General features: G+C 60.5%; 24 protein-coding genes. 14 read left to right on the top strand and 10 right to left on the bottom strand.

Features of this window, described 5'->3' with window-relative positions:
* Positions 1 to 13 precede the first annotated feature (13 nt).
* Complete coding sequence (gene aztC, locus C9427_RS00410; RefSeq protein ID WP_107647267.1) at positions 14 to 955, top strand: zinc ABC transporter substrate-binding protein AztC; 942 nt, start codon at positions 14 to 16, stop codon at positions 953 to 955.
* 150 nt (positions 956 to 1105) lie between these two features.
* A complete protein-coding gene (locus C9427_RS00405; protein ID WP_097576261.1) occupies positions 1106 to 1444 on the top strand; it encodes a protein tyrosine phosphatase family protein in 339 nt (112 codons plus the stop codon).
* A 4-nt stretch (positions 1445 to 1448) separates the two neighbouring features.
* Here the strand turns inward: C9427_RS00405 and C9427_RS00400 are convergent, their stop codons facing one another.
* On the bottom strand, positions 1449 to 1916 hold the full coding sequence (locus C9427_RS00400; RefSeq protein ID WP_107647266.1) for an Lrp/AsnC family transcriptional regulator: 468 nt from the start codon (positions 1914 to 1916) through the stop codon (positions 1449 to 1451).
* A gap of 136 nt (positions 1917 to 2052) precedes the next feature.
* Here C9427_RS00400 and hppD point away from each other — a divergent pair, with 136 nt between their 5' ends.
* From hppD to C9427_RS00385, 3 genes are all read left to right on the top strand, one after another.
* The gene (gene hppD, locus C9427_RS00395) at positions 2053 to 3168 is read left to right on the top strand and encodes a 4-hydroxyphenylpyruvate dioxygenase (protein ID WP_107647265.1); all 1116 of its coding nucleotides are present in this window, start codon (positions 2053 to 2055) and stop codon (positions 3166 to 3168) included.
* A gap of 66 nt (positions 3169 to 3234) precedes the next feature.
* The gene (locus tag C9427_RS00390; RefSeq protein WP_006332371.1) at positions 3235 to 3462 is read left to right on the top strand and encodes a type II toxin-antitoxin system Phd/YefM family antitoxin; all 228 of its coding nucleotides are present in this window, start codon (positions 3235 to 3237) and stop codon (positions 3460 to 3462) included.
* Positions 3459 to 3833: a type II toxin-antitoxin system VapC family toxin gene (locus C9427_RS00385; RefSeq protein ID WP_107647264.1), complete on the top strand. Its 375-nt coding sequence runs from the start codon at positions 3459 to 3461 to the stop codon at positions 3831 to 3833. The genes C9427_RS00390 and C9427_RS00385 overlap by 4 nt, the downstream gene beginning before the upstream one ends.
* On the opposite strand, the gene C9427_RS00380 is transcribed toward C9427_RS00385, so the two are convergent.
* Genes C9427_RS00380 through hmgA form a run of 5 tightly spaced genes read right to left on the bottom strand, consistent with a single transcriptional unit; the run spans position 3834 to position 8222 of the window.
* Complete coding sequence (locus C9427_RS00380) at positions 3834 to 4373, bottom strand: DinB family protein (RefSeq protein ID WP_107647263.1); 540 nt, start codon at positions 4371 to 4373, stop codon at positions 3834 to 3836. It abuts the gene before it with no gap.
* 21 nt (positions 4374 to 4394) lie between these two features.
* The gene (locus C9427_RS00375) at positions 4395 to 5408 is read right to left on the bottom strand and encodes a fumarylacetoacetate hydrolase family protein (protein ID WP_107647262.1); all 1014 of its coding nucleotides are present in this window, start codon (positions 5406 to 5408) and stop codon (positions 4395 to 4397) included.
* The gene (locus tag C9427_RS00370) at positions 5405 to 6307 is read right to left on the bottom strand and encodes an MBL fold metallo-hydrolase (RefSeq protein ID WP_107647261.1); all 903 of its coding nucleotides are present in this window, start codon (positions 6305 to 6307) and stop codon (positions 5405 to 5407) included. The genes C9427_RS00375 and C9427_RS00370 overlap by 4 nt, the downstream gene beginning before the upstream one ends.
* Before the next feature lie 2 nt (positions 6308 to 6309).
* Positions 6310 to 6909, bottom strand: coding sequence for an HNH endonuclease (locus C9427_RS00365; protein ID WP_107647260.1), 600 nt, complete (start codon positions 6907 to 6909; stop codon positions 6310 to 6312).
* On the bottom strand, positions 6906 to 8222 hold the full coding sequence (gene hmgA / locus C9427_RS00360) for a homogentisate 1,2-dioxygenase (RefSeq protein WP_107647259.1): 1317 nt from the start codon (positions 8220 to 8222) through the stop codon (positions 6906 to 6908). Before hmgA ends, C9427_RS00365 begins: the two co-directional genes overlap by 4 nt.
* Positions 8223 to 8353: 131 nt before the next feature.
* Here hmgA and C9427_RS00355 point away from each other — a divergent pair, with 131 nt between their 5' ends.
* Positions 8354 to 8806: a MarR family winged helix-turn-helix transcriptional regulator gene (locus C9427_RS00355; RefSeq protein WP_107647258.1), complete on the top strand. Its 453-nt coding sequence runs from the start codon at positions 8354 to 8356 to the stop codon at positions 8804 to 8806.
* Positions 8807 to 9003: 197 nt separating this feature from the next.
* Positions 9004 to 9807: a hypothetical protein gene (locus C9427_RS33690; protein ID WP_146172476.1), complete on the top strand. Its 804-nt coding sequence runs from the start codon at positions 9004 to 9006 to the stop codon at positions 9805 to 9807.
* 29 nt (positions 9808 to 9836) lie between these two features.
* Here C9427_RS33690 and tdh read toward each other — a convergent pair whose 3' ends face one another.
* Both tdh and C9427_RS00345 read right to left on the bottom strand, forming a co-directional pair.
* Positions 9837 to 10871 (bottom strand): L-threonine 3-dehydrogenase, encoded by a 1035-nt coding sequence (tdh, locus tag C9427_RS00350; RefSeq protein WP_107647257.1) that lies wholly within the window; start codon positions 10869 to 10871, stop codon positions 9837 to 9839.
* A 45-nt stretch (positions 10872 to 10916) separates the two neighbouring features.
* The gene (locus C9427_RS00345; protein ID WP_107647256.1) at positions 10917 to 12104 is read right to left on the bottom strand and encodes a glycine C-acetyltransferase; all 1188 of its coding nucleotides are present in this window, start codon (positions 12102 to 12104) and stop codon (positions 10917 to 10919) included.
* Positions 12105 to 12396: 292 nt separating this feature from the next.
* Here C9427_RS00345 and C9427_RS00340 point away from each other — a divergent pair, with 292 nt between their 5' ends.
* The 6 genes from C9427_RS00340 (at position 12397) to C9427_RS00315 (ending at position 19544) form a co-directional block, all read left to right on the top strand.
* On the top strand, positions 12397 to 14469 hold the full coding sequence (locus C9427_RS00340) for a putative bifunctional diguanylate cyclase/phosphodiesterase (protein ID WP_107647255.1): 2073 nt from the start codon (positions 12397 to 12399) through the stop codon (positions 14467 to 14469).
* A gap of 64 nt (positions 14470 to 14533) precedes the next feature.
* Positions 14534 to 15277: a polysaccharide deacetylase family protein gene (locus C9427_RS00335; RefSeq protein ID WP_167434197.1), complete on the top strand. Its 744-nt coding sequence runs from the start codon at positions 14534 to 14536 to the stop codon at positions 15275 to 15277.
* A 159-nt stretch (positions 15278 to 15436) separates the two neighbouring features.
* Complete coding sequence (locus tag C9427_RS00330; RefSeq protein WP_107647254.1) at positions 15437 to 16432, top strand: TRAP transporter substrate-binding protein; 996 nt, start codon at positions 15437 to 15439, stop codon at positions 16430 to 16432.
* Between the two features lie 114 nt (positions 16433 to 16546).
* Positions 16547 to 17002: a TRAP transporter small permease gene (locus C9427_RS00325; RefSeq protein WP_245436932.1), complete on the top strand. Its 456-nt coding sequence runs from the start codon at positions 16547 to 16549 to the stop codon at positions 17000 to 17002.
* 7 nt (positions 17003 to 17009) lie between these two features.
* The gene (locus C9427_RS00320; RefSeq protein ID WP_107647253.1) at positions 17010 to 18296 is read left to right on the top strand and encodes a TRAP transporter large permease; all 1287 of its coding nucleotides are present in this window, start codon (positions 17010 to 17012) and stop codon (positions 18294 to 18296) included.
* A gap of 21 nt (positions 18297 to 18317) precedes the next feature.
* A complete protein-coding gene (locus C9427_RS00315) occupies positions 18318 to 19544 on the top strand; it encodes an aminotransferase class III-fold pyridoxal phosphate-dependent enzyme (RefSeq protein WP_107647252.1) in 1227 nt (408 codons plus the stop codon).
* 19 nt (positions 19545 to 19563) lie between these two features.
* Here C9427_RS00315 and C9427_RS00310 read toward each other — a convergent pair whose 3' ends face one another.
* On the bottom strand, positions 19564 to 20418 hold the full coding sequence (locus tag C9427_RS00310) for a LysR substrate-binding domain-containing protein (protein ID WP_107647251.1): 855 nt from the start codon (positions 20416 to 20418) through the stop codon (positions 19564 to 19566).
* An 80-nt stretch (positions 20419 to 20498) separates the two neighbouring features.
* On the bottom strand, positions 20499 to 20927 hold the full coding sequence (locus C9427_RS00305) for a MarR family winged helix-turn-helix transcriptional regulator (RefSeq protein ID WP_107647250.1): 429 nt from the start codon (positions 20925 to 20927) through the stop codon (positions 20499 to 20501).
* Between the two features lie 110 nt (positions 20928 to 21037).
* On the opposite strand from C9427_RS00305, the gene C9427_RS00300 reads away from it, so the two are divergent.
* Complete coding sequence (locus C9427_RS00300) at positions 21038 to 21445, top strand: hypothetical protein (protein WP_107647249.1); 408 nt, start codon at positions 21038 to 21040, stop codon at positions 21443 to 21445.
* Positions 21446 to 21568: the final 123 nt, after the last annotated feature.

The following is a 21568-nucleotide window of genomic DNA, read 5'->3' as shown; positions in this document are numbered from 1 at the left end:
GGAGACCTGCCCAATGCTCAAATCGATCCGTGCCGCCCTGGCGATGAGCGTTATAACATTAAGCGCCCTTGGCGCATCGTCGGCCTTGGCCGAGCCGCTGAAAGTGGTCGCCAGCTTCACCGTCATCGCCGATTTCGCCAAGAATGTCGGCGGCGACCGGGTCAACATCACCACCATCGTCGGACCGGATGGCGACGCACATGTCTACGAGCCGAGCCCGGCCGATGCCGTGGCGATGGCCGGGGCCGACGTGGTTCTGGTCAATGGCCTGCATTTCGAAGGCTTTCTGCAGCGCCTGGTCGACGCCAGCGCCACCAAGGCGACGATCGCTGTCCTGACCAAGGGGGTGACGCCGATCAACTTCAAGCCGGAATTCGCCGATGCCGACGCCGCCGAAGGCGCCGACACCGGCAGCGGCAAGACGGTCACCGATCCGCATGCCTTCCAGTCGATCGCCAACGCCAAGATCTATGTCAGGAACATCGCCGATGCATTTTGCGCCGCCGATGCTGAGGGCTGCGACAGCTACAAGGCCAATGCCGCCGCCTATACCGTCAAGCTCGACGCGGTCGAAGGCGAAGTGAAAGCGGCTATCCAGTCGATACCCGAGGAGAAGCGCGTGGTCATCACCTCGCATGACGCCTTTGGCTATTTCGAGCACGCATACGGCTTGACCTTCCTTGCCCCGCAAGGCGTGTCGACCGACTCCGAGCCTTCGGCCGCCGATGTCGCCAAGCTGGTCAAGCAGGTCCAGCAAGACAAGGCAGCCGCGATCTTCGTCGAGAACATCACCAATCCGCGCCTGATCGAGCAGATCGCCAGCGAGACCGGCATCAAGGTGGGCGGCACGCTCTATTCGGATGCTCTGTCGCAGCCCGATGGCCCGGCCTCGACCTATATCGACATGATGCACAACAACATCGCCCAGATCAAAGGCGCGATCCTCGGCAGCTGAGTCGAGCGTCTACCCAACCGGGGCATTATCGTCCCGGTTGGATTTTCCGGCTCGCAATATCTATTTGGCAGAGAATTCCCCCGATGCGGATTGCCGGCCTCGTCGGGGAATGGCAAGACTGCCGCCAAACCAGAATTGCGAGGACAAGACATGGAATATCGTGAGATCAGCGAGGACTATTCGGTCTCGGGCCAGATCCAACCCGACGACGTCGCCGCCATCAAGCAGGCCGGTTTCAAGAGCATCATCTGCAACCGGCCGGATGACGAGCAGCCCGGCCAGCCTTCGGCGGACAGCGTCAAGGCGGCGGTCGAAGCCGCCGGGCTCGCCTTCCGCTACATCCCCGTCATCAGCGGCCAGATCACGGCCGAGAATGTCGAGGACCAAGCCGAGGCGCTGGATGAACTCGAAGGGCCGGTCTTCGCCTATTGCCGTTCCGGCGCCCGCTGCACCAATCTCTATGGGCTGATCCAGCAATCCAGAGGCTGACCTGTCAAATCGGCAGCGCGCCGGTTTCCTTCAGCGTCTCCAGAACGATCGCCGTCTTAACGTGCTGCACGGATTCATGCGGCAGCAGCACGCCGTTGACGAATTCCGACAGCGACTTCAGGTCCGGCGTCACCACCTTCAATATATAGTCCATCTCGCCGGTCAGCGCGTGCGCCTCCTGCACCTCCGGCAGCCGCGCCACCAATTCGCCGAAGCGCCGCGCATTGTCGCGGTTGTGAGTAGCGAGCGTCACCGAGATGACGTTGACCAGCGAAAAGCCAAGCTTGTCGCGGTCGAGCACGGCGCGATAGCCCTTGATATAGCCGTCCTCCTCCAGCCGCTGACGGCGGCGCGAGCATTGTGAGGCCGACAGGTTCACCCGTTCGGAAAGATCGCCGTTGGTGAGTCCGGCATCATCCTGGAGCAGCGCCATTATCTTGCGGTCAAACTGATCAATGCGCGCATCATCCATGGATTTTCCTGCAATCTTGCATACTTCGCGCATGATTTGATCATTTCAAGCGCCTGAATGCAAGCACCGTGCGACCCTCCGGCGCTATCATGGGGAGAGATGGCCCAAGCGGCCGAACAGTTCTTGGAGGATTGCCATGGGTCCCTTCCCGCACGACGCGCCGCCCGCAAAGATCAGCAAGGCCAACCCAGCCGGCACCGACGGATTCGAGTTCGTCGAGTTCGCGCATCCCGAGCCGGAGAAACTCGCCGAGTTGTTCACCCGCATGGGCTATGTCGCGGTGGCGAAGCACCGCAGCAAGGACATCACCGTCTGGCGGCAAGGCGACATCAACTATGTCGTCAATGCCGAGCCTGGCTCGCATGCGATGAAATTCGTCGACAAGCATGGCCCCTGCGCAGCCTCGATGGCTTGGCGGGTGGTCGATGCCAAGCATGCTTTCGAGCATGCCGTCGCCAAGGGCGCTACCCCCTATGAAGGCACCGACAAGGCGCTCGACGTGCCGGCCATCGTCGGCATCGGCGGCTCGTTGCTCTATTTCATCGAGACCTATGGGGAAAAGGGCTCGGCCTATGATGCCGAGTTCGAGTGGCTGGGCGCACGCGACCCGAAGCCGGAAGGCGTCGGCTTCTATTATCTCGATCACCTCACCCACAATGTCTATCGCGGCCAGATGGACAAATGGTGGGATTTCTACCGCGACCTGTTCGGTTTCAAGCAGATCCATTTCTTCGACATCGACGGCAAGATCACCGGGCTGGTCAGCCGCGCCATCACCTCGCCCTGCGGCAAGATCCGCATCCCGCTCAACGAATCCAAGGACGAGACCAGCCAGATCGCCGAGTATTTGAAGAAGTACAATGGCGAAGGCATCCAGCACATCGCCGTTGGCACCGACGAGATCTACGCGGCCACCGACAGGCTGGCCGCCAATGGGCTAAAATTCATGCCAGGTCCGCCCGAGACCTATTACGACATGTCCCATGACAGAGTGAACGGCCATGACGAGCCGATCGAGCGGATGAAGAAGCACGGCATCCTGATCGATGGCGAAGGCGTCGTCGACGGCGGCACGACCAAGATCCTGCTGCAGATTTTTTCAAAGACGGTGATCGGGCCGATCTTCTTCGAGTTCATCCAGAGGAAGGGAGACGAAGGCTTTGGCGAAGGCAATTTCCGCGCGCTGTTCGAGTCGATCGAGCAGGACCAGATCAAGCGCGGAGTCCTGAAAGTGGACGGCAAGGCGGCGTAGGAACCGGATCCACTCACTTGCGGCTCAACCTCTTATGACCTAAATTCTGGTCATAAGAGGTTGACGATGAATATTCCGATGGCAAAAGCGAAGGCTCAGCTTTCCGAGTTGGTGAAACGTGCACAGGCTGGCGAAGAAATCCATCTGACACGGCACGGAGAGGTTGTCGCAACCTTGAGCGCTCCCGCACGGGTTGGCGGGAGCAAAGGACTGTTTGGGGCCATGAAAGGCCAAATTCAGATATCGGACGATTTTGATGAACTCGGTCCCGAATGGGACGAATACATTAAATGAGCCGCAAATATCTGGTCGATACCCATATTCTGCTTTGGGTACTCAACGCAGATCCACGTCTCTCTGATCACCATCGCGACATCTTTCTTGCGGGTGAGGATGTGATTGTCAGCGCCATCTCCGTAGCAGAGATCGCCATCAAGAAATCGCTCGGCAAAATCACGCTCACCGGCAACATCGTGGATATCTTGCGATCGAACGGGGTTCCAGTCCTAAGTCTGAATGAACTTCACGCAGCGAGGCTTGAGCATTTGCCACTCCATCATCGCGATCCCTTCGACCGTCTGCTGATTGCACAGGCACAAATTGAAGGCCTGACGCTGCTCACCGCGGATCGGCATTTTTCAGCCTATGACGTTGCGTTGGGCTGATCATTCCAGCCCCAACCGCTCGACTTCGGTTTTCCTCAGCTTCAAATCGTAGTCGAGCAGGAACTCGTCGAGTTGCGGCGGCGCGACCGAGGTGCCGGACAGAATTGCGTGCACCTGGCCGCGATGATGGATGTCGTGCAGCAAAACGTGAGCAAGAATGTCGCCGATTTTTTCGGGGATCATGCCATCCTCGCGCCGGTCGGTGATGACGCGCCGGTCGAGATCGTCGGCCGACAGGCGGTCGCAAAAGGCGATCAACCGGCGGTCCGATGCAGTCTGGGCTGCAAACAATGCCCGTGGTTCGTCGAAGGGCACATAATCGTCGTGGGCGGCAGCACCGACGCCACCCTCCTCCAGGAAATCGAGATAGAGATGATCGACCGCCAGTATGTGGTTGAGCGTTGCCTTGATCGAGGGAAAGAAGCTGGTGCGTTCGGCTTCGAATTCGCCGGGCTGGAGCTGCAACACGGCGCGGTAGAGCCGGTCGTTCGACCAGAGATTATTGCCGGCCATGCGGCGGAGATGGTCCAGCAGGTTCATCGTTTCAGATGTCTCCCAACCTTACCCCTCGTATTTCTCGACCTTCTGCTCGATCGCACCAAAGATCGAATGCCCCGCCTTGTCCTTCATCTCGATGCGTACCGTGTCGCCAAAGCGCAGGAATGGCGTTTTCGGTGCACCTGATACAATGGTCTCGATCATACGCAGTTCGGCAATGCAGGAATAGCCGGCGCCGCCGTCCGAGACAGGCTTGCCCGGCCCGCCGTCAAGCTTGTTGGAGACGGTGCCCGAGCCAACGATCGTGCCGGCAGCCAGCTTCCGTGTTTTGGCGGCATGAACGATCAGCGCCGGGAAATCGAAGGTCATGTCGATGCCGGCATCGGCGCGGCCGAATGGCTTGCCGTTGAGATCGGCGAGCAGCGGCAGGCTGACCTTGCCGCCATCCCAGGCGTCACCCAACTCGTCCGGCGTGACCGCGACGGGTGAAAAGGCCGAGGACGGTTTCGACTGGAAGAAACCGAACCCCTTGGCGAGTTCCGGCCCGGTGAGCGACCGTAGCGTGACGTCGTTGACCAGCATGACGAGGCGGATCGCATCCTTCGCCGCATCGAGGCTCGCGCCCATCGGCACGTCGTCGACGATGACGGCGACCTCCGCCTCCATGTCGATGCCGAATTCCTCGTCGGCCATGCGGATCGGATCGCGCGGCGGAACGAAGCTGTCCGAGCCACCCTGGTAGATCAGCGGATCGGTCCAGAAGCTTGCCGGCATCTCGGCGCCACGCGCTTTCCGCACCAGTTCGACATGGTTCACATAGGCCGAGCCGTCCGCCCATTGATAGGCGCGCGGCAGCGGCGAATGGGCGTCATGCTCGTGAAAGCGTGCGGACGGCACCGCATTGTTCTCCAGCGATTCGGATATTGTCGCGAGATGCGGCGAAATCCGGCCCCAATCGTCGAGCGCGGCCTGCAGCGTGCGCACCAGGAACGAGACATCGGTAAAGCGCGTCAGGTCGCGCGAGACGACGACAAGTTTTCCGTCGCGCGTCCCGTCCTTCAATGTGGCAAGCTTCATGCGGTTTCCTCTCCTCGAACAGCTTTCTCGCTGCTTAAACCCACAACAAGGCCGTCGCGGGCAATCGTCAAGTCGCCAGCCCAAGTTTTCCTGACAGCGGCGATCCAGTCGGCCTCGCCGATCTCGGGATCGTCGGCCGGAATGAGGTGATTGAGTACCAGTCTTTTCACCCCGGCATCGCTGGCAATACGGCCGGCCTCCTCGGCGAAACTGTGGCTGGCGAGCAGATGTTCCCTCAGCCGCGCGCCATTGCCGGTCCTGGCGACCAGCCGCTCGATGCCTTGCTCCAGCATGGCTTCATGGACGAGGATGTCGGCGCCTCTGGCAAAATCGGCCAATGGCGGAAAAAATGCCGTATCGGCCGAGAACACAACACTTTTCCCGGCATGCTCGAAGCGCAGCGCAAAGCAATCGGTCACCGGCGGATGGTCGACGCGCAGCGCCGTGACTTTCAGGCCACTCTCTTCAAGGACCGCGCCCTCACCGAATTCGGCCACCGACACCAGTTCACGAATATTCGGTCGGCCTTCATCGACGATGCGGATATCGATGTCGAACGCCATCGCCTGGCAGAAATGTCGCCAGTAGTCGACGGTGCCGGGCGGTCCGTACACGGTGACAGGTGTCGCCAAGCCCGCCGTCCAGGCAGTGTGGATCAGCGGGCCGAGTTCCAACAGATGGTCGGAATGGAGATGCGTGATGAAGATGAGGTCGAGCGCTTTCAGGCTGATCCCGGCATCGGCCATTACGCGCGTCACGCCGAGCCCGCAGTCGACGACAATGCTGCGGCCGCCGAACTCAAGCAGTGACGAACTCGGCCATGGCCCACCCTGCCGCAGCGCCGGGCCGCCCTTGGAGCCTAGAAGAACCAGCCGATTTCCCACCAGATGGGCGCTCAAGATCAGTCATCCTCTGGATCGTCGTCAGAGTCGAAAAACTCATCGAGATCCGGCTGCTTCTCATCATGCAGCCTCTGATGGCAATCCTCACACACAGCAACTAGCTCAAAGAGGAATTCCTTTCCAACGTGAGAATAACTCAGATGATGAACTTCAGATGCCTTCTTAATTCGGCACCCCTCACAAATACCGAGAGCGCGTTTGAGAACAAGCTCGCGCTTTGTCGCCCACTCCTCTGATTGAAGATAGGCGTTGTAGGTTTTCCACCACGAACTCTGTTTCTCGACCTGCAGCCGAGCGTGCTTCAGATAAATTTCACTTTGTTCTTGGCTTCGGCGATTTTCATATCGCTCTTCAACGCCTTTGTCGGCCAGTGGGAATTTGTCGTCATCAGACTGTTGTTTGCGAGGATTGCCAATTCGCTTACCACAACCCAAGCACTGAAATTTGACTTGGTATCCCCCGTTTGCGGTGCTCAGTCTTCTCAACTCCTGCCGCGTGTGGGAACACGCCTCGCCTCGATACGCTTGAAGATCGCGATCAAGCTCTTCGGTGGATAGGACGATAACTATCTGTCCCGTTTCCGGAATTATTACCTTCACGAATTCCAATCTCCCTCGGGCGTGCCGTTGAAGCGCTTCTTCAGATCGGCCCAGCAGTCGATGTAATTGTCTTGCCGGGTTTCCAACTCAGCGCCGTAGCGGGTCAGCATCTGCGGGAAACGGGTCTCGAACATGAAGGCCATTGTATTGTCGAGCTTGACCGGTTTCAGCTCCGCGCGCGAGGCCTTTTCGAAGCCAGGGGCGTCAGGCCCGTGGGCCAGCATCAGATTGTGCAGGCTGATGCCACCAGGGACAAAACCCTCTTCCTTGGCATCGTACTGGCCGTGGATCAGGCCCATGAACTCGCTCATGATGTTGCGGTGATACCAGGGCGGCCGGAACGTGTTTTCGGCCACAAGCCAGCGCGGCGGGAAGATGACGAAGTCGATATTGGCGGTGCCCTCCTCGCCGCTCGGCGCCGTCAGCACGGTGAAGATCGACGGATCTGGGTGGTCGAAAAGGAGCGCGCCGACAGGTGAAAACGTCGCCAGATCATATTTGTAGGGTGCGTAGTTGCCATGCCACGCCACCACGTCGAGCGGCGAATGGCCGATCTCGGTGACGTGGAAATTGCCGCACCATTTGACGATCATCCGGCACGGGGTTTCCTTGTCCTCGAACCAGGCGCAGGGCGTCTTGAAATCGCGCGGATTGGCCAGGCAATTGGCGCCGATCGGGCCGCGATCGGGCATCGTCAGCTTGGCGCCGTAATTCTCGCAGACATAGCCGCGCACCTCGTTGTCGACCAATTCGACCTTGAAGACGAGGCCGCGCGGCAGCACTGCGATCTCGCCCGGCCTGATCTCGATGAGGCCCATTTCGGTGACGAAGCGCAAGGCGCCCACCTGTGGCACGATCAGCAACTCCCCGTCGGCGTTGAAGAAATGGTCGTCGGTCATCGATGTATTGGCGACATAGACATGCGCCGCCATGCCGGTCTGTCCGAGCACGTCGCCCGCAGTGGTGATCGAGCGCATGCCGGCGATGAAATCGGTCGGCTCGCTCGGCATCGGCACCGGGTTCCAGCGATACTGGCCAAGCGCCAGTTCATGGTCTCCGACATTCGGGGCGGTCTTCCACGAGGGATAGCTCGCCGCCTTGAAGCGGCCGGTGTGCCTGACGCTCGGACGGATACGGTAAAGCCATGAGCGCTCATTGGTGCCGCGCGGCGCGGTGAAGGGCGAGCCGGACAATTGCTCGGCATAAAGGCCATAGGCCGGCCGCTGCGGCGAATTCCGTCCCTGCGGCAGCGAGCCGGGCAAGGTTTCGGTTTCGAAGTCGTTGCCGAAGCCCGGCATGTAGGAAAAGGTCATCCGATCCTCCCTGACCCGGTCTCTCAGCCCGCTGGAGCGCGGCCTACCGGCGTTGTTGACCAAACTGGTTTCATTTGTAACCATCGAAAATGTAACTATCAACGGCGAACCCTGTGTCCACGGTACGCATCATGGAAATCCTCGAACTCGAAAGCTTCCTGCCCTACCGGCTTTACCGGCTTGCCGATGCGGTCAGTCGCGAATTCTCCAAGGTCTACAGCGACCGCCTTGGGCTGAGCCGGCCGGAATGGCGCACGCTTTCGGGGCTCGGGCAGCACGGCACGATGACCGCGACGGAGCTTGGCAAACAGTCGGCGATGCACAAGACCAAGGTTTCGCGAGCGGTGGCGGAACTGGAGCGGCGACGCTGGCTGACGCGCACGCCGGACGAGAACGATCGCCGTGTTGAGCACTTGATGCTGACGAAGGCCGGGCTGGCCGCCTATCGCGAAATGGTGCCGTTGGCGAAGGCGTTCGAGCGTGAATTGATCAATCGCATGAAATTACACCAGCAAGCCGTTCTCTTTGATGTGATCTACAGTTTGGAGAGAAAAGGAACACCGTCACCAAGCTCAACCATTTAAAAGAAATCCGCACGAAACACGCCGAACCGCTAATCACACAATATGTCGATTACCCAAATTGCTTTCAGTAGCGAGAAACAAAAAAAAGAAACACCGTTGTGGTTCGGTTTTCTCCAACCCATTCTCAAATAATCGGGCTTGCAAATATATATTTCTTAATTTAATTTTATAACACTTACTCATTGGAGGGGGGACCAATGGCTTCGTATTCGAAATTATTCTGCCTGTTTTCGCCTGCATCGATGCTTCTGGCTGGGTGTGGGAATTTGGCTCCGTATGCACTCAATCAGCCAAGCATCAACGTCGAAAAATTGTTAGCGGAAATACAGTGTTCATTGGATTACTCGGTTTCAGAATATGAGAAAGCAAGCGTAGAAAACAGATGGATTCGCGAATGGAACATAGCGTTTGAATTAACCTCTGACTTGACCAATACCGGTGAAATTGGTCTTAGCACTCTGGACTGGACTATCCCATACTCTCCCTATCCGCTCTCACTCGGGGCAACAGGAAAATTTTCCCGCGCAAATCAGGATAAGATTGTATACAAATATAAAGTTAATTTCAAAAAGTTGAAATGTCCGACCTACTACTATCAATACAGTACCGATGAGGCTCTCAAGGAATCCGTTTCCGCACTCGGATTCGATCGGATTTTCGGTACGGCACAATGGGTAAAAGAAAATAGCGGAGAGCAAAGACTCCCGACTTTTTCTTACAGAAGGCAATTCACTCTTACCGCGGAGGGGGCAGCCAAGCCTGGATTCCGTATTACCAATCTCTCAGGCTCGGTGAACGGGCGTCTCGCTCGGAGCAATATCAACACACTGGACATGGCATTTGCAGGGCCGCCACCACCTGACGTTGCTGCTCATGTAATCGTTGATAATTTTCCGGGTGGAGGCGGCAAGAAGAAACCACCCGCGGTCGATTCGGATAGACTTGATCGCATTCTCGATAGCGGCCTCAACAGCCTAAAGAACGAACCCAAACAGGAGTAGACACTGCGTGTAGTGATGGTTCTTGACGCTCACCAGTCCATCACCACCTTGCCGGAATTGCCGCTCTTCATCGCTTCGAATCCCGAAATATAGTCGTCGATGCCGATGCGGTGGGTGATCAGGCCGGAAACGTCGAGCGGGCCTTGCACAAGGGCGATCATCTTGTACCAGGTCTCGAACATCTCGCGACCGTAGATGCCCTTGAGATGCAGCATCTTGAAGATCACCTTGTTCCAGTCGATCTCGAAGCCGGTCGGCGCGATGCCGAGAATGGCGATCTTGCCACCATTGTTCATGGTATCGATCATGTCGCGGAAGGCGGGTGCGGCGCCCGACATTTCGAGGCCGACGTCAAAACCTTCGGTCATGCCGAGCGCCGGCATGATTTCGCGCAGCTTTTCCTTCGATGCATCGACGACATGCTGGACGCCGAGCTTCTTCGCCAGCGCCAGCCGCACCGGGTTGATGTCGGTGATGACGACTTTTCGCGCGCCGACGCATTGCGCCACCAGCGCGCCCATGATGCCGATCGGCCCCGCGCCGGTGACCAGCACGTCCTCACCGACCAGATCGAAGGACAATGCGGTGTGGACGGCATTGCCCAAGGGATCGAAGATCGCGGCGATCTCGTCCGGCACGTCGTCGGGGATCGGCACGACATTGTGCTGCGGGATCGCCAGATATTCGCCGAAGGCGCCAGGACGGTTGACGCCGACGCCGAGCGTGTTGCGGCAAAGATGCCCCCTGCCCGCGCGGCAGTTGCGGCAATGGCCGCAGACAATGTGACCTTCGCCCGAAACACGCTGGCCGACCTTGTACTCAGTCACCGCCGCGCCGAAATCGGCGACCGTGCCTACGAATTCATGGCCGGTCACCATCGGCACAGGCACGGTCTTCTGCGCCCACTGGTCCCAATTGTAGATGTGGACGTCGGTGCCGCAGATCGCGGTCTTCCTGATCTTGATCAGAACGTCGTTGGGGCCGATCTCCGGCACCGGCACCTCTTCCATCCAGATGCCCGGCTCGGCCTTGGCCTTCACCAGCGCCTTCATCATGTTCGACATTCTTTTGTTCCTTGAATCTCTTGATCCGGAATCGCTTTTGGCGGCTCAGGAGATGACGCCCAGTTCCCTGCCAACGGCACCGAAAGCCTCCACCGCGCGGTCGATGTCGGCGCGGGAATGGGCGGCCGACATCTGGGTGCGTATCCGTGCCTGGCCCTTCGGCACCACCGGAAACGAGAAGCCGATGACATAGATGCCGCGCTTCAGCATGCGCGCCGCCATCTCCTGCGCCAAGCTCGCGTCGCCCAGCATCACCGGGATGATCGGGTGGTCGGCGCCGGCCAGCGTGAAGCCGAGCTTGCCCATCTGAGACCGGAACCGCGCCGCATTGTCGTAGAGCTGCTTGCGCAAACCGTCGCCATTCCTGATCAATTCGAACACCTTGATCGAGGCGCCTGCAATGGCCGGCATCAGCGTGTTGGAGAAGAGATAGGGGCGTGAGCGCTGGCGCAGCCAGTCGACCACCTGTTTCTTGCCCGATGTATAGCCGCCGGAGGCGCCGCCCAGCGCCTTGCCGAGCGTGCCGGTGATGATGTCCACTCTCCCCTCGACGCCGCAATGTTCGGCCGAGCCGCGGCCATTGGCGCCGACGAAGCCGACCGCATGACTGTCGTCGACCATAACCATCGCGTCATATTTCTCGGCGAGGTCGCAGACGCCCTTCAGATTGGCGATGATACCGTCCATGGAAAAGACCCCGTCGGTGGCGATCAGCCGGAAGCGGCAGTCTTTGGCCTCCTTCAGCCGCATCTCGAGGTCGGCCATGTCGTTGTTGGCGTAGCGGAAGCGTTTTGCTTTCGAAAGCCGCACGCCATCGATGATCGAGGCATGGTTCAGCGCATCGGAGATGACCGCGTCCTCCTCGCCGAGCAGCGTCTCGAACAGGCCGCCATTGGCGTCGAAGCAGGAGCCGTAGAGGATGGTGTCGTCCATGCCGAGGAAGGAAGAAATCGTCGCCTCGAGCTGCTTGTGTTCTTCCTGCGTGCCGCAGATGAAGCGCACCGATGCCATGCCGTAGCCATAGCGGTCGAGGGCCTGCTTGGCCGCCGCGCGCAATTCGGCGCTGTTGGCGAGGCCGAGATAGTTGTTGGCGCAGAAATTCAGCACCCTGTCGCCGCCAACCTCAATCTCGGCCGATTGCGTCGAGGTGATCACTCGCTCGGATTTATAGAGCCCCGCCGCTTTCAGCCCTTCAAGCTCGCTGTCGATATGGGAGAGGAATGCCGCGCTCATGATCAGGCCCTGTTGAGATTTGATAGGGACTGTCGCCCCGCACGGGCGAAAAATCCATCGCAAAAGCGACGCCTTGGCGGCGGAGAGGCGGGTAGCCGGAATGCAGTCTCGGAATGCCGCCAATGACGGATGTTCAAATGCAGATATGTCGAGAAAGAACGCGATAACCATTTCGCGAGCTTTCCAGCGCCGCCGCGGTCGCTAGGTCCTTGATTTCCAAACCTGTTAATACTTTCAAGCCAATGGTTATCGCAACCAGGAATCTGTCGGCGAGAAAGGCCGTCCCAAGAAAATGTCGCAGCAGCCGGTGCAAGCCATTTCGAGCAGGCTCATATTGCTGATCAAGGCCGGCTATTGGCTGGCGCTGTTGATCATCGCCACCATGGTGATGGCGTCCTTCATCCTTCTTCAGCAGATGATGGCTGCTCAGCGCCACAACGATTCGCTGCTCGACATCGTCGGCACGCAAAAGGCGCTCTCGCAACGCATCGTCTTCCTTGCCGGCGCAGCAGGTGCTGCTTCGCGCGACCAACAACCGGCTCTGATCACCGCATTCAAACAAGCGACGGCGGAGTTCGAGAAGAACTACGATCTTCTGCTCGATCGGGTCGCCGCCGATCCCACGTCGCCGGCACGGTTCGATCCAAAATCGGTCCAGAACGTGCTTTTCGCCAAGCCGTTCCACCTCGACTATTTCTCGGTCGGGCTTATCGCCAACGGCGAACGCCTGGTCTCGGGGTTTGAATCGCAGCTCGGCATGGCCATTGACGGCGGCTACAAGGGCGGCAGCGAGCGCATCAAGCTCGACGCTTCCGTCGCCAATGCGACCCTGTCGGGCTACGCCGCACTTGGCCAGCGCATCAGTGCCGACGCCGATGCGCGGTCGGACACGCTTCTCAATCTTCATCGCACGCTGTTCTACGCCACAATCGGCGTCATCGTTCTGGTGGCGCTTTTCATCTTCAGGCCGATGTCGAATGCCATTCTGCGCAAGACGCATGAACTCATGGACGCACGCAATTCCATGGCCTTCATCGCCGTGCATGACGGGCTTACCGGCCTCTACAACCGCACCTTCCTGACCGACCATTTCGACACGCTGATCAAGAGCGCGCAACGCCGGCGGGAACGGCTTGCGGTGGTCCAGCTCGACCTCGACCGGTTCAAGCAGATCAACGACACGCTTGGCCACGCCGCGGGCGACTACGTGCTCGTGGTGACGGCGCAGCGCATGCGCGATGCCTGCCGGGCGTCGGATCTCTGCGTGCGCCTGGGTGGCGATGAGTTCGTGATGATCCTCAATGGCGCCGGCGGCACCGAGGACATCAACATGACCGCCAAGCGCATCCTGGCGCAGATCAACGAGCCGATCATATTCCAGGGCGCGACCATCCTGCCGGGCGCCAGCGCCGGTATCGCGGTCTATCCTGTCGATGCCAACAATGCGCAGGATCTGCTCGTCCATTCCGATCTCGCGCTCTACTCCGCCAAAAAGCAGGGCGGCGGCAGTTTCTCGTTCTTCTCCGAGGAGTTGCGCCGCGAGCTCGACCACCGCAAGCAGCTCGAGCATGACATAAGGATCGCCATCTCGGAGAAGGAGTTCCAGGTCTATTTCCAGCCGCAGGTTTCGTTGTCGAACGGCTCGATCAGCGGCATCGAGGCGCTGGTGCGCTGGACACATGCCGAGCGCGGCGCGATCGCCCCAGGCGAGTTTATTCCCGTCGCCGAGAAATGCGGCCTCATGCCCGAGATCGGCCGCATCGTCATCGCCAAGGCGATCCACGAGGCGGCCGACTGGAACCGCGACGGCATTGCCTTCGGCCGGCTCGCCGTCAACGTGTCCGGCTCCGAGTTGCGCGAGCCCGATTTTGACGCCTTCCTCTTCGACACGCTGCAGAAGGCCGGCCTGCCGCCAGAAAAACTGTCGCTGGAAATCGTCGAATCCGTCATTCTCGACGACGAGAAGACCGGCATAGCAGCAAAGCTGCGGCATATTCGTGCAGCAGGTGTCCACCTCGAGCTCGACGATTTCGGCACCGGCTATGCCTCGCTCAGCCATGTCAACCCGAACGAGATCGACCGACTGAAGATCGATCGCCGGTTTGTCCAGAAAATCAACGAGAACGGCGACAATACCAAGATCGTACGCGCCATCACCGAACTTGCACGCGGCCTTGGCATCTCGATTGTCGCCGAGGGCGCCGAAACCGAGGCCGAGCTCAACTCGTTGATGGCGCTCGGCTGCGACCAGGTGCAGGGCTATTCCATCGCCTTCCCGATGCCGCAGGAAAAGGCGCGCGAATGGCTGGTCGCGCGGGCGCCCAGGAAGGCCAAGTTGACAGTGTTGCGGGGAAGCCTGGCGTAGGCGGCAAACTTGACAATCCTGCCCGGAAATGGCGGCCTGTCGCGATCGGACATGGATATTCCGGATGCTGACGCCGTTTCGCCTTGCCGTGCTGGTCGTATTGTTTCTTGCTTTTCCCGCGATTGCCGCGGATCGCACGGTCTATCTCACCTTCGACGACGGTCCGCTGACCGGCACCAGCAACATCCTCGACGTGCTTGAGGCCGAGCAGGTGCCGGCGACCATGTTCATGGTTGGCATGCATGCGCAGGCGAGCGCGGCCAACAAGGCGCTGGTGCAGCGCGCCAGAACCATGCCGCTGGTGACGATCGGCAACCACAGCTACAGCCACGCCTACAACCACTATCAGCATTTCTATTCGGACACCGAAGGCGTCGTCGCCGACATGCTGCGGGCAAACGCGGTGCTGGGGTTGAAACCGGCAGTGCATGCGCGGCTGCCGGGGCGCGACGTGTTCCGGCTGCCCTCGATGTCGAAGGATGACAACTCGCTCGGACTGGCCGAAGAGGGCCGCGAGGACCCCGATTACGAGTTCGTCGCCGCGTCCGGCTTCTATCTCTACGGCTGGGATCACGAATGGGTTCACGAAAACAGCGGCAAGCCGGTGCAGACCGTCGATCATCTGGTCAGCGAGATCGATCACCTGTTCGGCTACGGCCACTTCGTCAAGCCCGGCAAACTGATCCTGCTGATGCATGACGAGATGTTCCAGGACGTCTTCAACGGCAAGGCGAATTTGACGGCGCTGATCACCGCGCTGAAGCTGCGCGGCTACACTTTCGGCGCGATCACCGGCTATGACGGCTGAGCTTCCGTTGGGACAGGGCCCCGGAATGGGCAGAACTTCAGTAACATCACAATCTGTGATGTTTATATAGTTTCTTCGAATATCGATGACCGCTGCATTGATTGACTCCCAGAGTTGAGGGCGCGCTAACTATGGCGGCTAATCAAATGGTGGGGTCCAATGTCCAATTTCATCGCCGACAAATGTCGCATCATCTCCGTGTCATTGCTTTGTCTGGCGGTGGTGGCTCCTTTTCAGGCCGCTCAGGCCGAAACCGTCTTGCGGCTGGCGCATGCCTCCAGCTCCAGCAGTCTCATCAACGAGGCGGTGACCAAATTCGCAGACGAGGTGAAAGAGAAATCCAAGGGCGAGCTTACCGTACAGATTTTCCCGGACGGGCAATTGGGTGACGAAGGCCCGATCGCCGATGGCGTCGGCGCCGGCTCGATCGACATCGGGCTGGGCGGCGTGGTCGACCAGATCGACCCCAAACTCAACGTCGTCACGCTGCCTTTCCTGTTTGCCGATGCGAAGGCGGCGCATGCATTCCTCGACGGTCCCGTCGGCAAATCGGTGTTCGACACGGGCGGCGATCGCGGCTACCGGATGCTTGGCGCGCTGGATTCGGGCTTTCGCCAGTTCGCCAACAGCGCGCATCCGATCAAGGCGCCTGAGGACATTTCCGGGCTGAAGCTGCGCACACCGCCAAACCCGGTGATCCTGGCGACGATAAAACAGCTCGGCGCGCTGCCGCAATCGATCCCGTTCGGCGAGGTCTATACCTCGCTCCAGGCCAAGGTCGTCGATGGCGTCGAGCCGGAGATCCGCGATTTCTTCGACCAGAAATGGTACGAGAGCGCGAAATACCTTTCCGTTTCAAACTACATCTGGACGCCCAACTACTGGTACATGAACAAGGAGCGCTATGACGGGCTGACGGACGCTGAACGCACGGTCATCGATACCGCGGTGACCGACACAACGGTCTGGTATCGCGGCAAGCTCGACGAGGTCTATGCCGACGTGCGTGCCAAGCTGACGCAAGCCGGTGTCGAGATCAACGAAGTGGAGGGCGCGCCGTTCAGGGCGCTGGTCGATCCGGTCTACCAGCAGTTCGGCACCGAATGGGGCGCGGATTTCGTCGCCAATGTCCGCAAGGCGGCGGCTGGCCAGTAACATCTTCCAGGCGGGCATGGTTGCCAGGCGTTCCGCATTTGTCGCGAACTTGACCCGGCCAACGACGCAAGCCGGGTTGCGGACGACGAGACTAGCCATGCGTACAGGACGAACATGATGGAACGCACCGGGCGTTTTCTGACGCTGGCCTTGTCGGTGGCCGGCGTGGGCGTGATCGTCTTGCTGATCGCGGCAACCGGGCTTGGGGCGATCGGCCGCTACCTGCATGTCAACGGGGTAACCTGGTCGTTCGAACTCGTCGGCATGTTGTTCCTGTGGACGACGGCGATCGGCGCGGTGCTGGCCGAGATCGCCGGTGAAAACGTCTCGATCGACGGCAACAGCGTTACCAGCAGCCGGGGCACGGTCTTCCGCGTCTATCACAATCTGATACTGCTTCTCGTCGCGGCCGCCATGGTCTGGAGCGGGTTTGCCATGCTCGGGCGTACCGGTTTCGTGCCGTCACCGGTGATGCGCATACCATCCTGGACCGTCCATTCGACCATAATTTTCATGGGGCTCGGCCTCTGCGTCATCGCGATCGCCCGCATCGTGCGACTGTTCCGGTGATCCGCGCATGACCTTGCTTGTCCTCTTCGGCATCTTCGCGGTGACGCTCTACACCGGCGTTCCGGTTGCCTGGGCGATCGCGGTCTCGACGCTTGCCGTGATCTTCTTCGGTCTGGTTCCGTTACCGCCATCCTGGTTCGCGCAACAGGTCTATGGTGGCGCCGACTCGATCTCGCTGGCCGCCATCCCACTGTTCCTGGTCGCCGGCGGCATCATGAACGAGGGCGGACTGACGCGACGCATCATCGACCTCGCGGACGACCTGCTTGGCTGGGTCCGCGGCGGACTTGGTGTCGTCAATGTCGCCACATGCATGGTCTATGGCGGCATCACCGGCTCGGCCACCGCCGACACCGGCGCCGTGGGCTCGATCATGATCCCGGCCATGGTGGAGCGCGGCTACCCGCCGGCATTCGCCGCGGCGGTGACGGCCGCGGCCGGCACGCTTGGGATCATCATCCCGCCAAGCGTGGTGATGATCATGTATGGCGTCCTGACCAACACCTCGATCGGCGGCCTGTTTGCCGCCGGCATCATTCCCGGGCTGATGCTGGCCATCACCTTCATGCTGACCGCGTGGTGGGTGGGCGTCAGGGAAGGGTTTCCCAAGTCGGACACGCGGCCGACGGTAAAAAGCTTTTCGAAGCACCTGCTGCGAGCGCTGCCCGCGATGCTGATGCCGATCGTCGTGCTTGGCTCGATGCTGACCGGCTATGCAACGACAACGGAAGCGGCGTTCGTCGCCGTCGTCTGGGCATTGCTGGTCGGCGGGCTTCTCTATCGTGAACTCACCTGGGCGGCTGCCTGGAAAGTCGGCATCGAAGCCGTGCGCATGACAGGCGCGATCATGACCATCATGGCTGTGTCGACGCCGTTCTCATGGATCCTGACGGTCGAGCAGATCCCGCAATGGAGCGCTGACCTGCTCTCCGCGTCAGGCGCCGGCCCGACGGTGACTATACTGCTGATCCTGCTGCTGCTGACCTTCGTCGGGACCTGGGCCGATCTTGGCCCGTCATTGATCATCCTTGCGCCCATCGTACATCCAATCGGCATCGATGCGGGCCTTGCTCCCTACCAGCTTGGTTTGATCTTCACCGTCGCCCTGGGCATCGGCCTGTTCACGCCACCAGTGGGAACGAACATCTTCGTGGTCTGCAACATCGCCAAGATCGGCGTCAACGCGGTCACCTGGCGCCTGATCCCATTCTTCATCACCAGCAACATCTGCCTGCTGCTCATCGCATTCGTCCCGGGAACCACGGAATGGCTGCCGCGGCTTCTGGGTTTCTGAACTATCGAAGCGAGTACTGACATGAACCATCTCGTCGGGGGCATATCCAGTGCCGGTCGCGCCTTGCCCATCGTCGACGGGACAAGCTTGCTGGCTTCGCGCTCCCGTGGTCCTCATATCTGGGATCAGACAGGACGCCGATATATCGATACGGCCCTCGGTTTTGGCGCGACCGTCCTCGGCCATGCCCATCCGGTCGTCGTCAATGCCGTCACCAGGGCGCTTCTGGACGGTCCGATGCCGGCATTCGCCCATGCGGGCGAGGAAGAGGCAGCAGCAGCCCTGACGGCCGCCACTGGTTCGCTGTCACGCGCGATCTTCACCAACACTGGAAGCGAGGCGGTCCATCTTGCCTGCCGGCTCGCCCGGGCAGCGACGGGACGCAGCCGGATCGCCAAGATGGCGGCCGGGTTCGACGGCTGGTACGACGACGTTGCCTTCGGCAATGCCGGTTCGGCGGAAGCCGAAATGCGTGCAAACGAACGCCCCTGGCAAAGAGACACCACACTGCTGCGCTTCAACGATTTCGACGATGTCGAAAGCCTGTTCGCGGAATCCAGCGATATCGCCGCCGTCCTGATGGAACCGATGCTCGCCAATGCCGGCTGCATCCTGCCGGAGCCGGGATATCTCAAGCATGTTGAGACGATCGCCCGCCGCAACGGCGCGATGGTCATTCTCGACGAGGTGCTGATGGGCTTTCGGACCCATTTCGGCCTTGCCGGACAAGCCATGGCGATCGAAGCCGACCTCGCCACGGTGGGCAAGGCGATCGGCAGCGGCATCGCGGTGGCTGCCGTGGTCGGAACGCCTGAAATCATGGCGCTCAGCGAGAATGGACAGGTTGCGCGTGCCGGTACCTATAGCGGAAATCCGGTCGCAACCGCGGCCGTGACCGCGACGCTTGCCTTGCTCGCCAGGCAGGACTATCCCGCATTCGTCGCGCGGGGCGACAGTCTTCGGCTTGGTATTGAGCAGGCCTTCGCCAATGCCGGAACGGCAGTCACCACCAGCGGATATGGCAGCGTCTTCACGGTGTGGTTCAGCGACGCGGCACCGAAAAACTACCGGGATGCCGCGGCGAAAGCCGACGAGCGGCGCTCCTTCGATCTGCATGCGGCGCTGCGCCGTGCGGGATTGCTCGCAATGCCGTCACCCTTCGGGCGGATGTATCTGTCGACGGCGCATGACAAGGAAATCATCGAGGAGATGATCGGCATGTTCCGCGTTGCTGCCGCGTCGCTCTAAGGTGCCGGTATCGGCGCGTTCAGAGCGCCCGGAACTCCGTGCGGATGAAGGTTGCCATGCGCCGCACCGCGGCGCGGGCGCCATTTGGCAAGAGCAACGCCAGTTCCACGGGCTTCAATTCCGGTAGGCCGTCTTCTGACCCGAGCCGCCTGTGCATGGGCGAAATCACCGATGCGGGGAGCGCCGTCACCGCCTTGCCCAGGCTGATCGCCGTCTGGATGGACGGAAGATGAGACGAGGTCCAGGCGACGCGCCACGGACGCCCTGCCCGGTCAAGCGCGTCGACGATGTGCGGGCGGGCACGACAGAACTTTTCCGGGAAAAGCGCCAGAGGCAAGGGATCCAGCAGCTCCGGCGTCTCGTCCGGCGAGGCGCACCAGACCAGAGGTTCGTGCCGCAGGAATTCTCCGGCAAGACTGTGCACGTCGCGGGTGATGATCGCGATATCGATGTCGCCGCGATCCACCGAGCCTTCGAGCTCACTGGAAAAATTGCATTGGATCTCGACCTGGATGCGCGGATTCTGGGCGGCAAAGCGCTCGATCAGCGGCGTTCCAAACACACCGAGATAGTCGTCGGGCATTCCGACCAGAACCCGCCCAGCCAGTGCCTCCGGCTGCAGCGCGGCCAGCGCCTCGTCCTGGATCGCCACGATCCGGCGCGCGTAGCCGATCAGCAACTCGCCATGATCGGTGAGATGCGGTCCACGTCGCGACCGGTTGATGAGTTTCTTGCCGAGCTTGTTCTCAAGCCGCGCGATGGTGTTGCTGACGCCGGGCTGGGTTCGACCCAGCCTGTGCGCGGCAGCGCCGAAACCGCCGGCGTCGACGATCGCGATCAATGTGGCGAGTGCGTCGGTGTCGATATTGTTCACGGATGTGTCAAACGCGTATCGGCGACGCGGGAGAGTTGAGATTGCACGGGCGCGGCCTTTTTGACGAAACCTGATCTCATCTAGACTTCCACATTGGCGCGTAGAGCCGCAAGCACTTCCGCGAATTCGGCCAGCCGCTCGTCAGGCAATCCGGCCCGCAGCCGCTTGTCGAAGGCGAGTGCGGCGGTGCGCAATTTGAGGAACATCGCTTCGCCGGCCCCGGTGAGCGCGACCTGGTGAACCCGGCGGTTGTCCGGATCGCGGCGCCGCGCCAGCAGGCCTTGCGCCTCCATCGCGTTGAGATGATGGGTCAGCGTCGCGCCCTGGATGCCGATCATGCCGGCGAGCTCGCGCTGGTTGGCGAGTTCGCGTGACTTGATCGACAGCAGGGTAAGCCAGATCGGCAGCGTGCCGCCGGCCTCGACCAGCGCAGCGTCGAAAGCCTGCGCGACCAGCTTGGCGGTGCGCGCGAGATTCATGCCGACTGGCGGACGGTCAAAGGGTGTCATGATTCGACACTAGAGCAACAATCGGATCAGCGGAACTTGACTCGATACATTGACATCGAATCATTCGATATCTAACTTTAGAGGCGGCGGGCACAAGAGGAAAAGCGATCATGCAATATGTCTACATCGTCGTCCTCGGCCTTCACGTCTTGGCCGGCGTGTTCTGGGCCGGCACCACCATCGCGGTTGGCCGCGACCCAGATATACGGGCGGAACGGTTCTTCCGGCCGCAGATGGGGGCGGCCGGCCTGGTTTTCCTCACCGGCATTCTGCTGTGGTATTTTTTCCATGAAGGCGTTTTCGGGTCGATGGAGAAGGTGCTGGCGCTGGGCATCGTGGCGGCCTTGATCGCCGCCGGCGTCCAGGGGGCGTTGGTCGGCTCCGCCAGCAGACAACTGGCCGGCGCCGACCAGGCAACGGAAAGCCAGTTGCGCGCCAAAATGACGAAAGGCGAACGCATCGCCGGCGGGCTGCTGGTCATCACCGTGCTCTGCATGGCGACTGCCAGGATGTTTTGAGCGCCTCGCCCTCACAGGTCACAAGATCGTACGGTGTCCGGCAACAGGCCGGCGGCGTGCGCGGTGCGCGGAACGGACCGAAGTACCCTGGTGGCTCTCCGGACGGGGGTTCGGCTGCGCGCC

This window comes from Mesorhizobium helmanticense, assembly GCF_003034915.1.
GTDB classification, from domain to species: Bacteria; Pseudomonadota; Alphaproteobacteria; order Rhizobiales; family Rhizobiaceae; genus Mesorhizobium; species Mesorhizobium helmanticense.
Note: the sequence above shows the minus strand (reverse complement) of the source record. Positions and strands in the feature narration are given on the sequence as shown.

Bases quoted from the DNA above. Each gene is read 5' to 3' on its own strand.
- C9427_RS00300 (WP_107647249.1), top strand. From the start codon at position 21,038: ATGCAATATGTCTACATCGTCGTCCTCGGCCTTCACGTCTTGGCCGGC.
- C9427_RS00380 (WP_107647263.1), bottom strand. From the start codon at position 4,373: ATGAACCTGCTGGACCATCTCCGCCGCATGGCCGGCAATAATCTCTGG.
- hppD (WP_107647265.1), top strand. From the start codon at position 2,053: ATGGGTCCCTTCCCGCACGACGCGCCGCCCGCAAAGATCAGCAAGGCC.
- aztC (WP_107647267.1), top strand. From the start codon at position 14: ATGCTCAAATCGATCCGTGCCGCCCTGGCGATGAGCGTTATAACATTA.
- C9427_RS00320 (WP_107647253.1), top strand. From the start codon at position 17,010: ATGACCTTGCTTGTCCTCTTCGGCATCTTCGCGGTGACGCTCTACACC.
- C9427_RS00330 (WP_107647254.1), top strand. From the start codon at position 15,437: ATGTCCAATTTCATCGCCGACAAATGTCGCATCATCTCCGTGTCATTG.
- C9427_RS00400 (WP_107647266.1), bottom strand. From the start codon at position 1,916: ATGGATGATGCGCGCATTGATCAGTTTGACCGCAAGATAATGGCGCTG.
- C9427_RS00335 (WP_167434197.1), top strand. From the start codon at position 14,534: ATGCTGACGCCGTTTCGCCTTGCCGTGCTGGTCGTATTGTTTCTTGCT.
- C9427_RS00375 (WP_107647262.1), bottom strand. From the start codon at position 5,408: ATGAAGCTTGCCACATTGAAGGACGGGACGCGCGACGGAAAACTTGTC.
- C9427_RS00305 (WP_107647250.1), bottom strand. From the start codon at position 20,927: ATGACACCCTTTGACCGTCCGCCAGTCGGCATGAATCTCGCGCGCACC.
- C9427_RS00325 (WP_245436932.1), top strand. From the start codon at position 16,547: ATGATGGAACGCACCGGGCGTTTTCTGACGCTGGCCTTGTCGGTGGCC.
- C9427_RS00315 (WP_107647252.1), top strand. From the start codon at position 18,318: ATGAACCATCTCGTCGGGGGCATATCCAGTGCCGGTCGCGCCTTGCCC.
- C9427_RS00340 (WP_107647255.1), top strand. From the start codon at position 12,397: ATGTCGCAGCAGCCGGTGCAAGCCATTTCGAGCAGGCTCATATTGCTG.
- hmgA (WP_107647259.1), bottom strand. From the start codon at position 8,222: ATGACCTTTTCCTACATGCCGGGCTTCGGCAACGACTTCGAAACCGAA.
- C9427_RS00405 (WP_097576261.1), top strand. From the start codon at position 1,106: ATGGAATATCGTGAGATCAGCGAGGACTATTCGGTCTCGGGCCAGATC.
- C9427_RS00390 (WP_006332371.1), top strand. From the start codon at position 3,235: ATGAATATTCCGATGGCAAAAGCGAAGGCTCAGCTTTCCGAGTTGGTG.
- tdh (WP_107647257.1), bottom strand. From the start codon at position 10,871: ATGTCGAACATGATGAAGGCGCTGGTGAAGGCCAAGGCCGAGCCGGGC.
- C9427_RS00345 (WP_107647256.1), bottom strand. From the start codon at position 12,104: ATGAGCGCGGCATTCCTCTCCCATATCGACAGCGAGCTTGAAGGGCTG.
- C9427_RS00355 (WP_107647258.1), top strand. From the start codon at position 8,354: ATGGAAATCCTCGAACTCGAAAGCTTCCTGCCCTACCGGCTTTACCGG.
- C9427_RS00385 (WP_107647264.1), top strand. From the start codon at position 3,459: ATGAGCCGCAAATATCTGGTCGATACCCATATTCTGCTTTGGGTACTC.
- C9427_RS33690 (WP_146172476.1), top strand. From the start codon at position 9,004: ATGGCTTCGTATTCGAAATTATTCTGCCTGTTTTCGCCTGCATCGATG.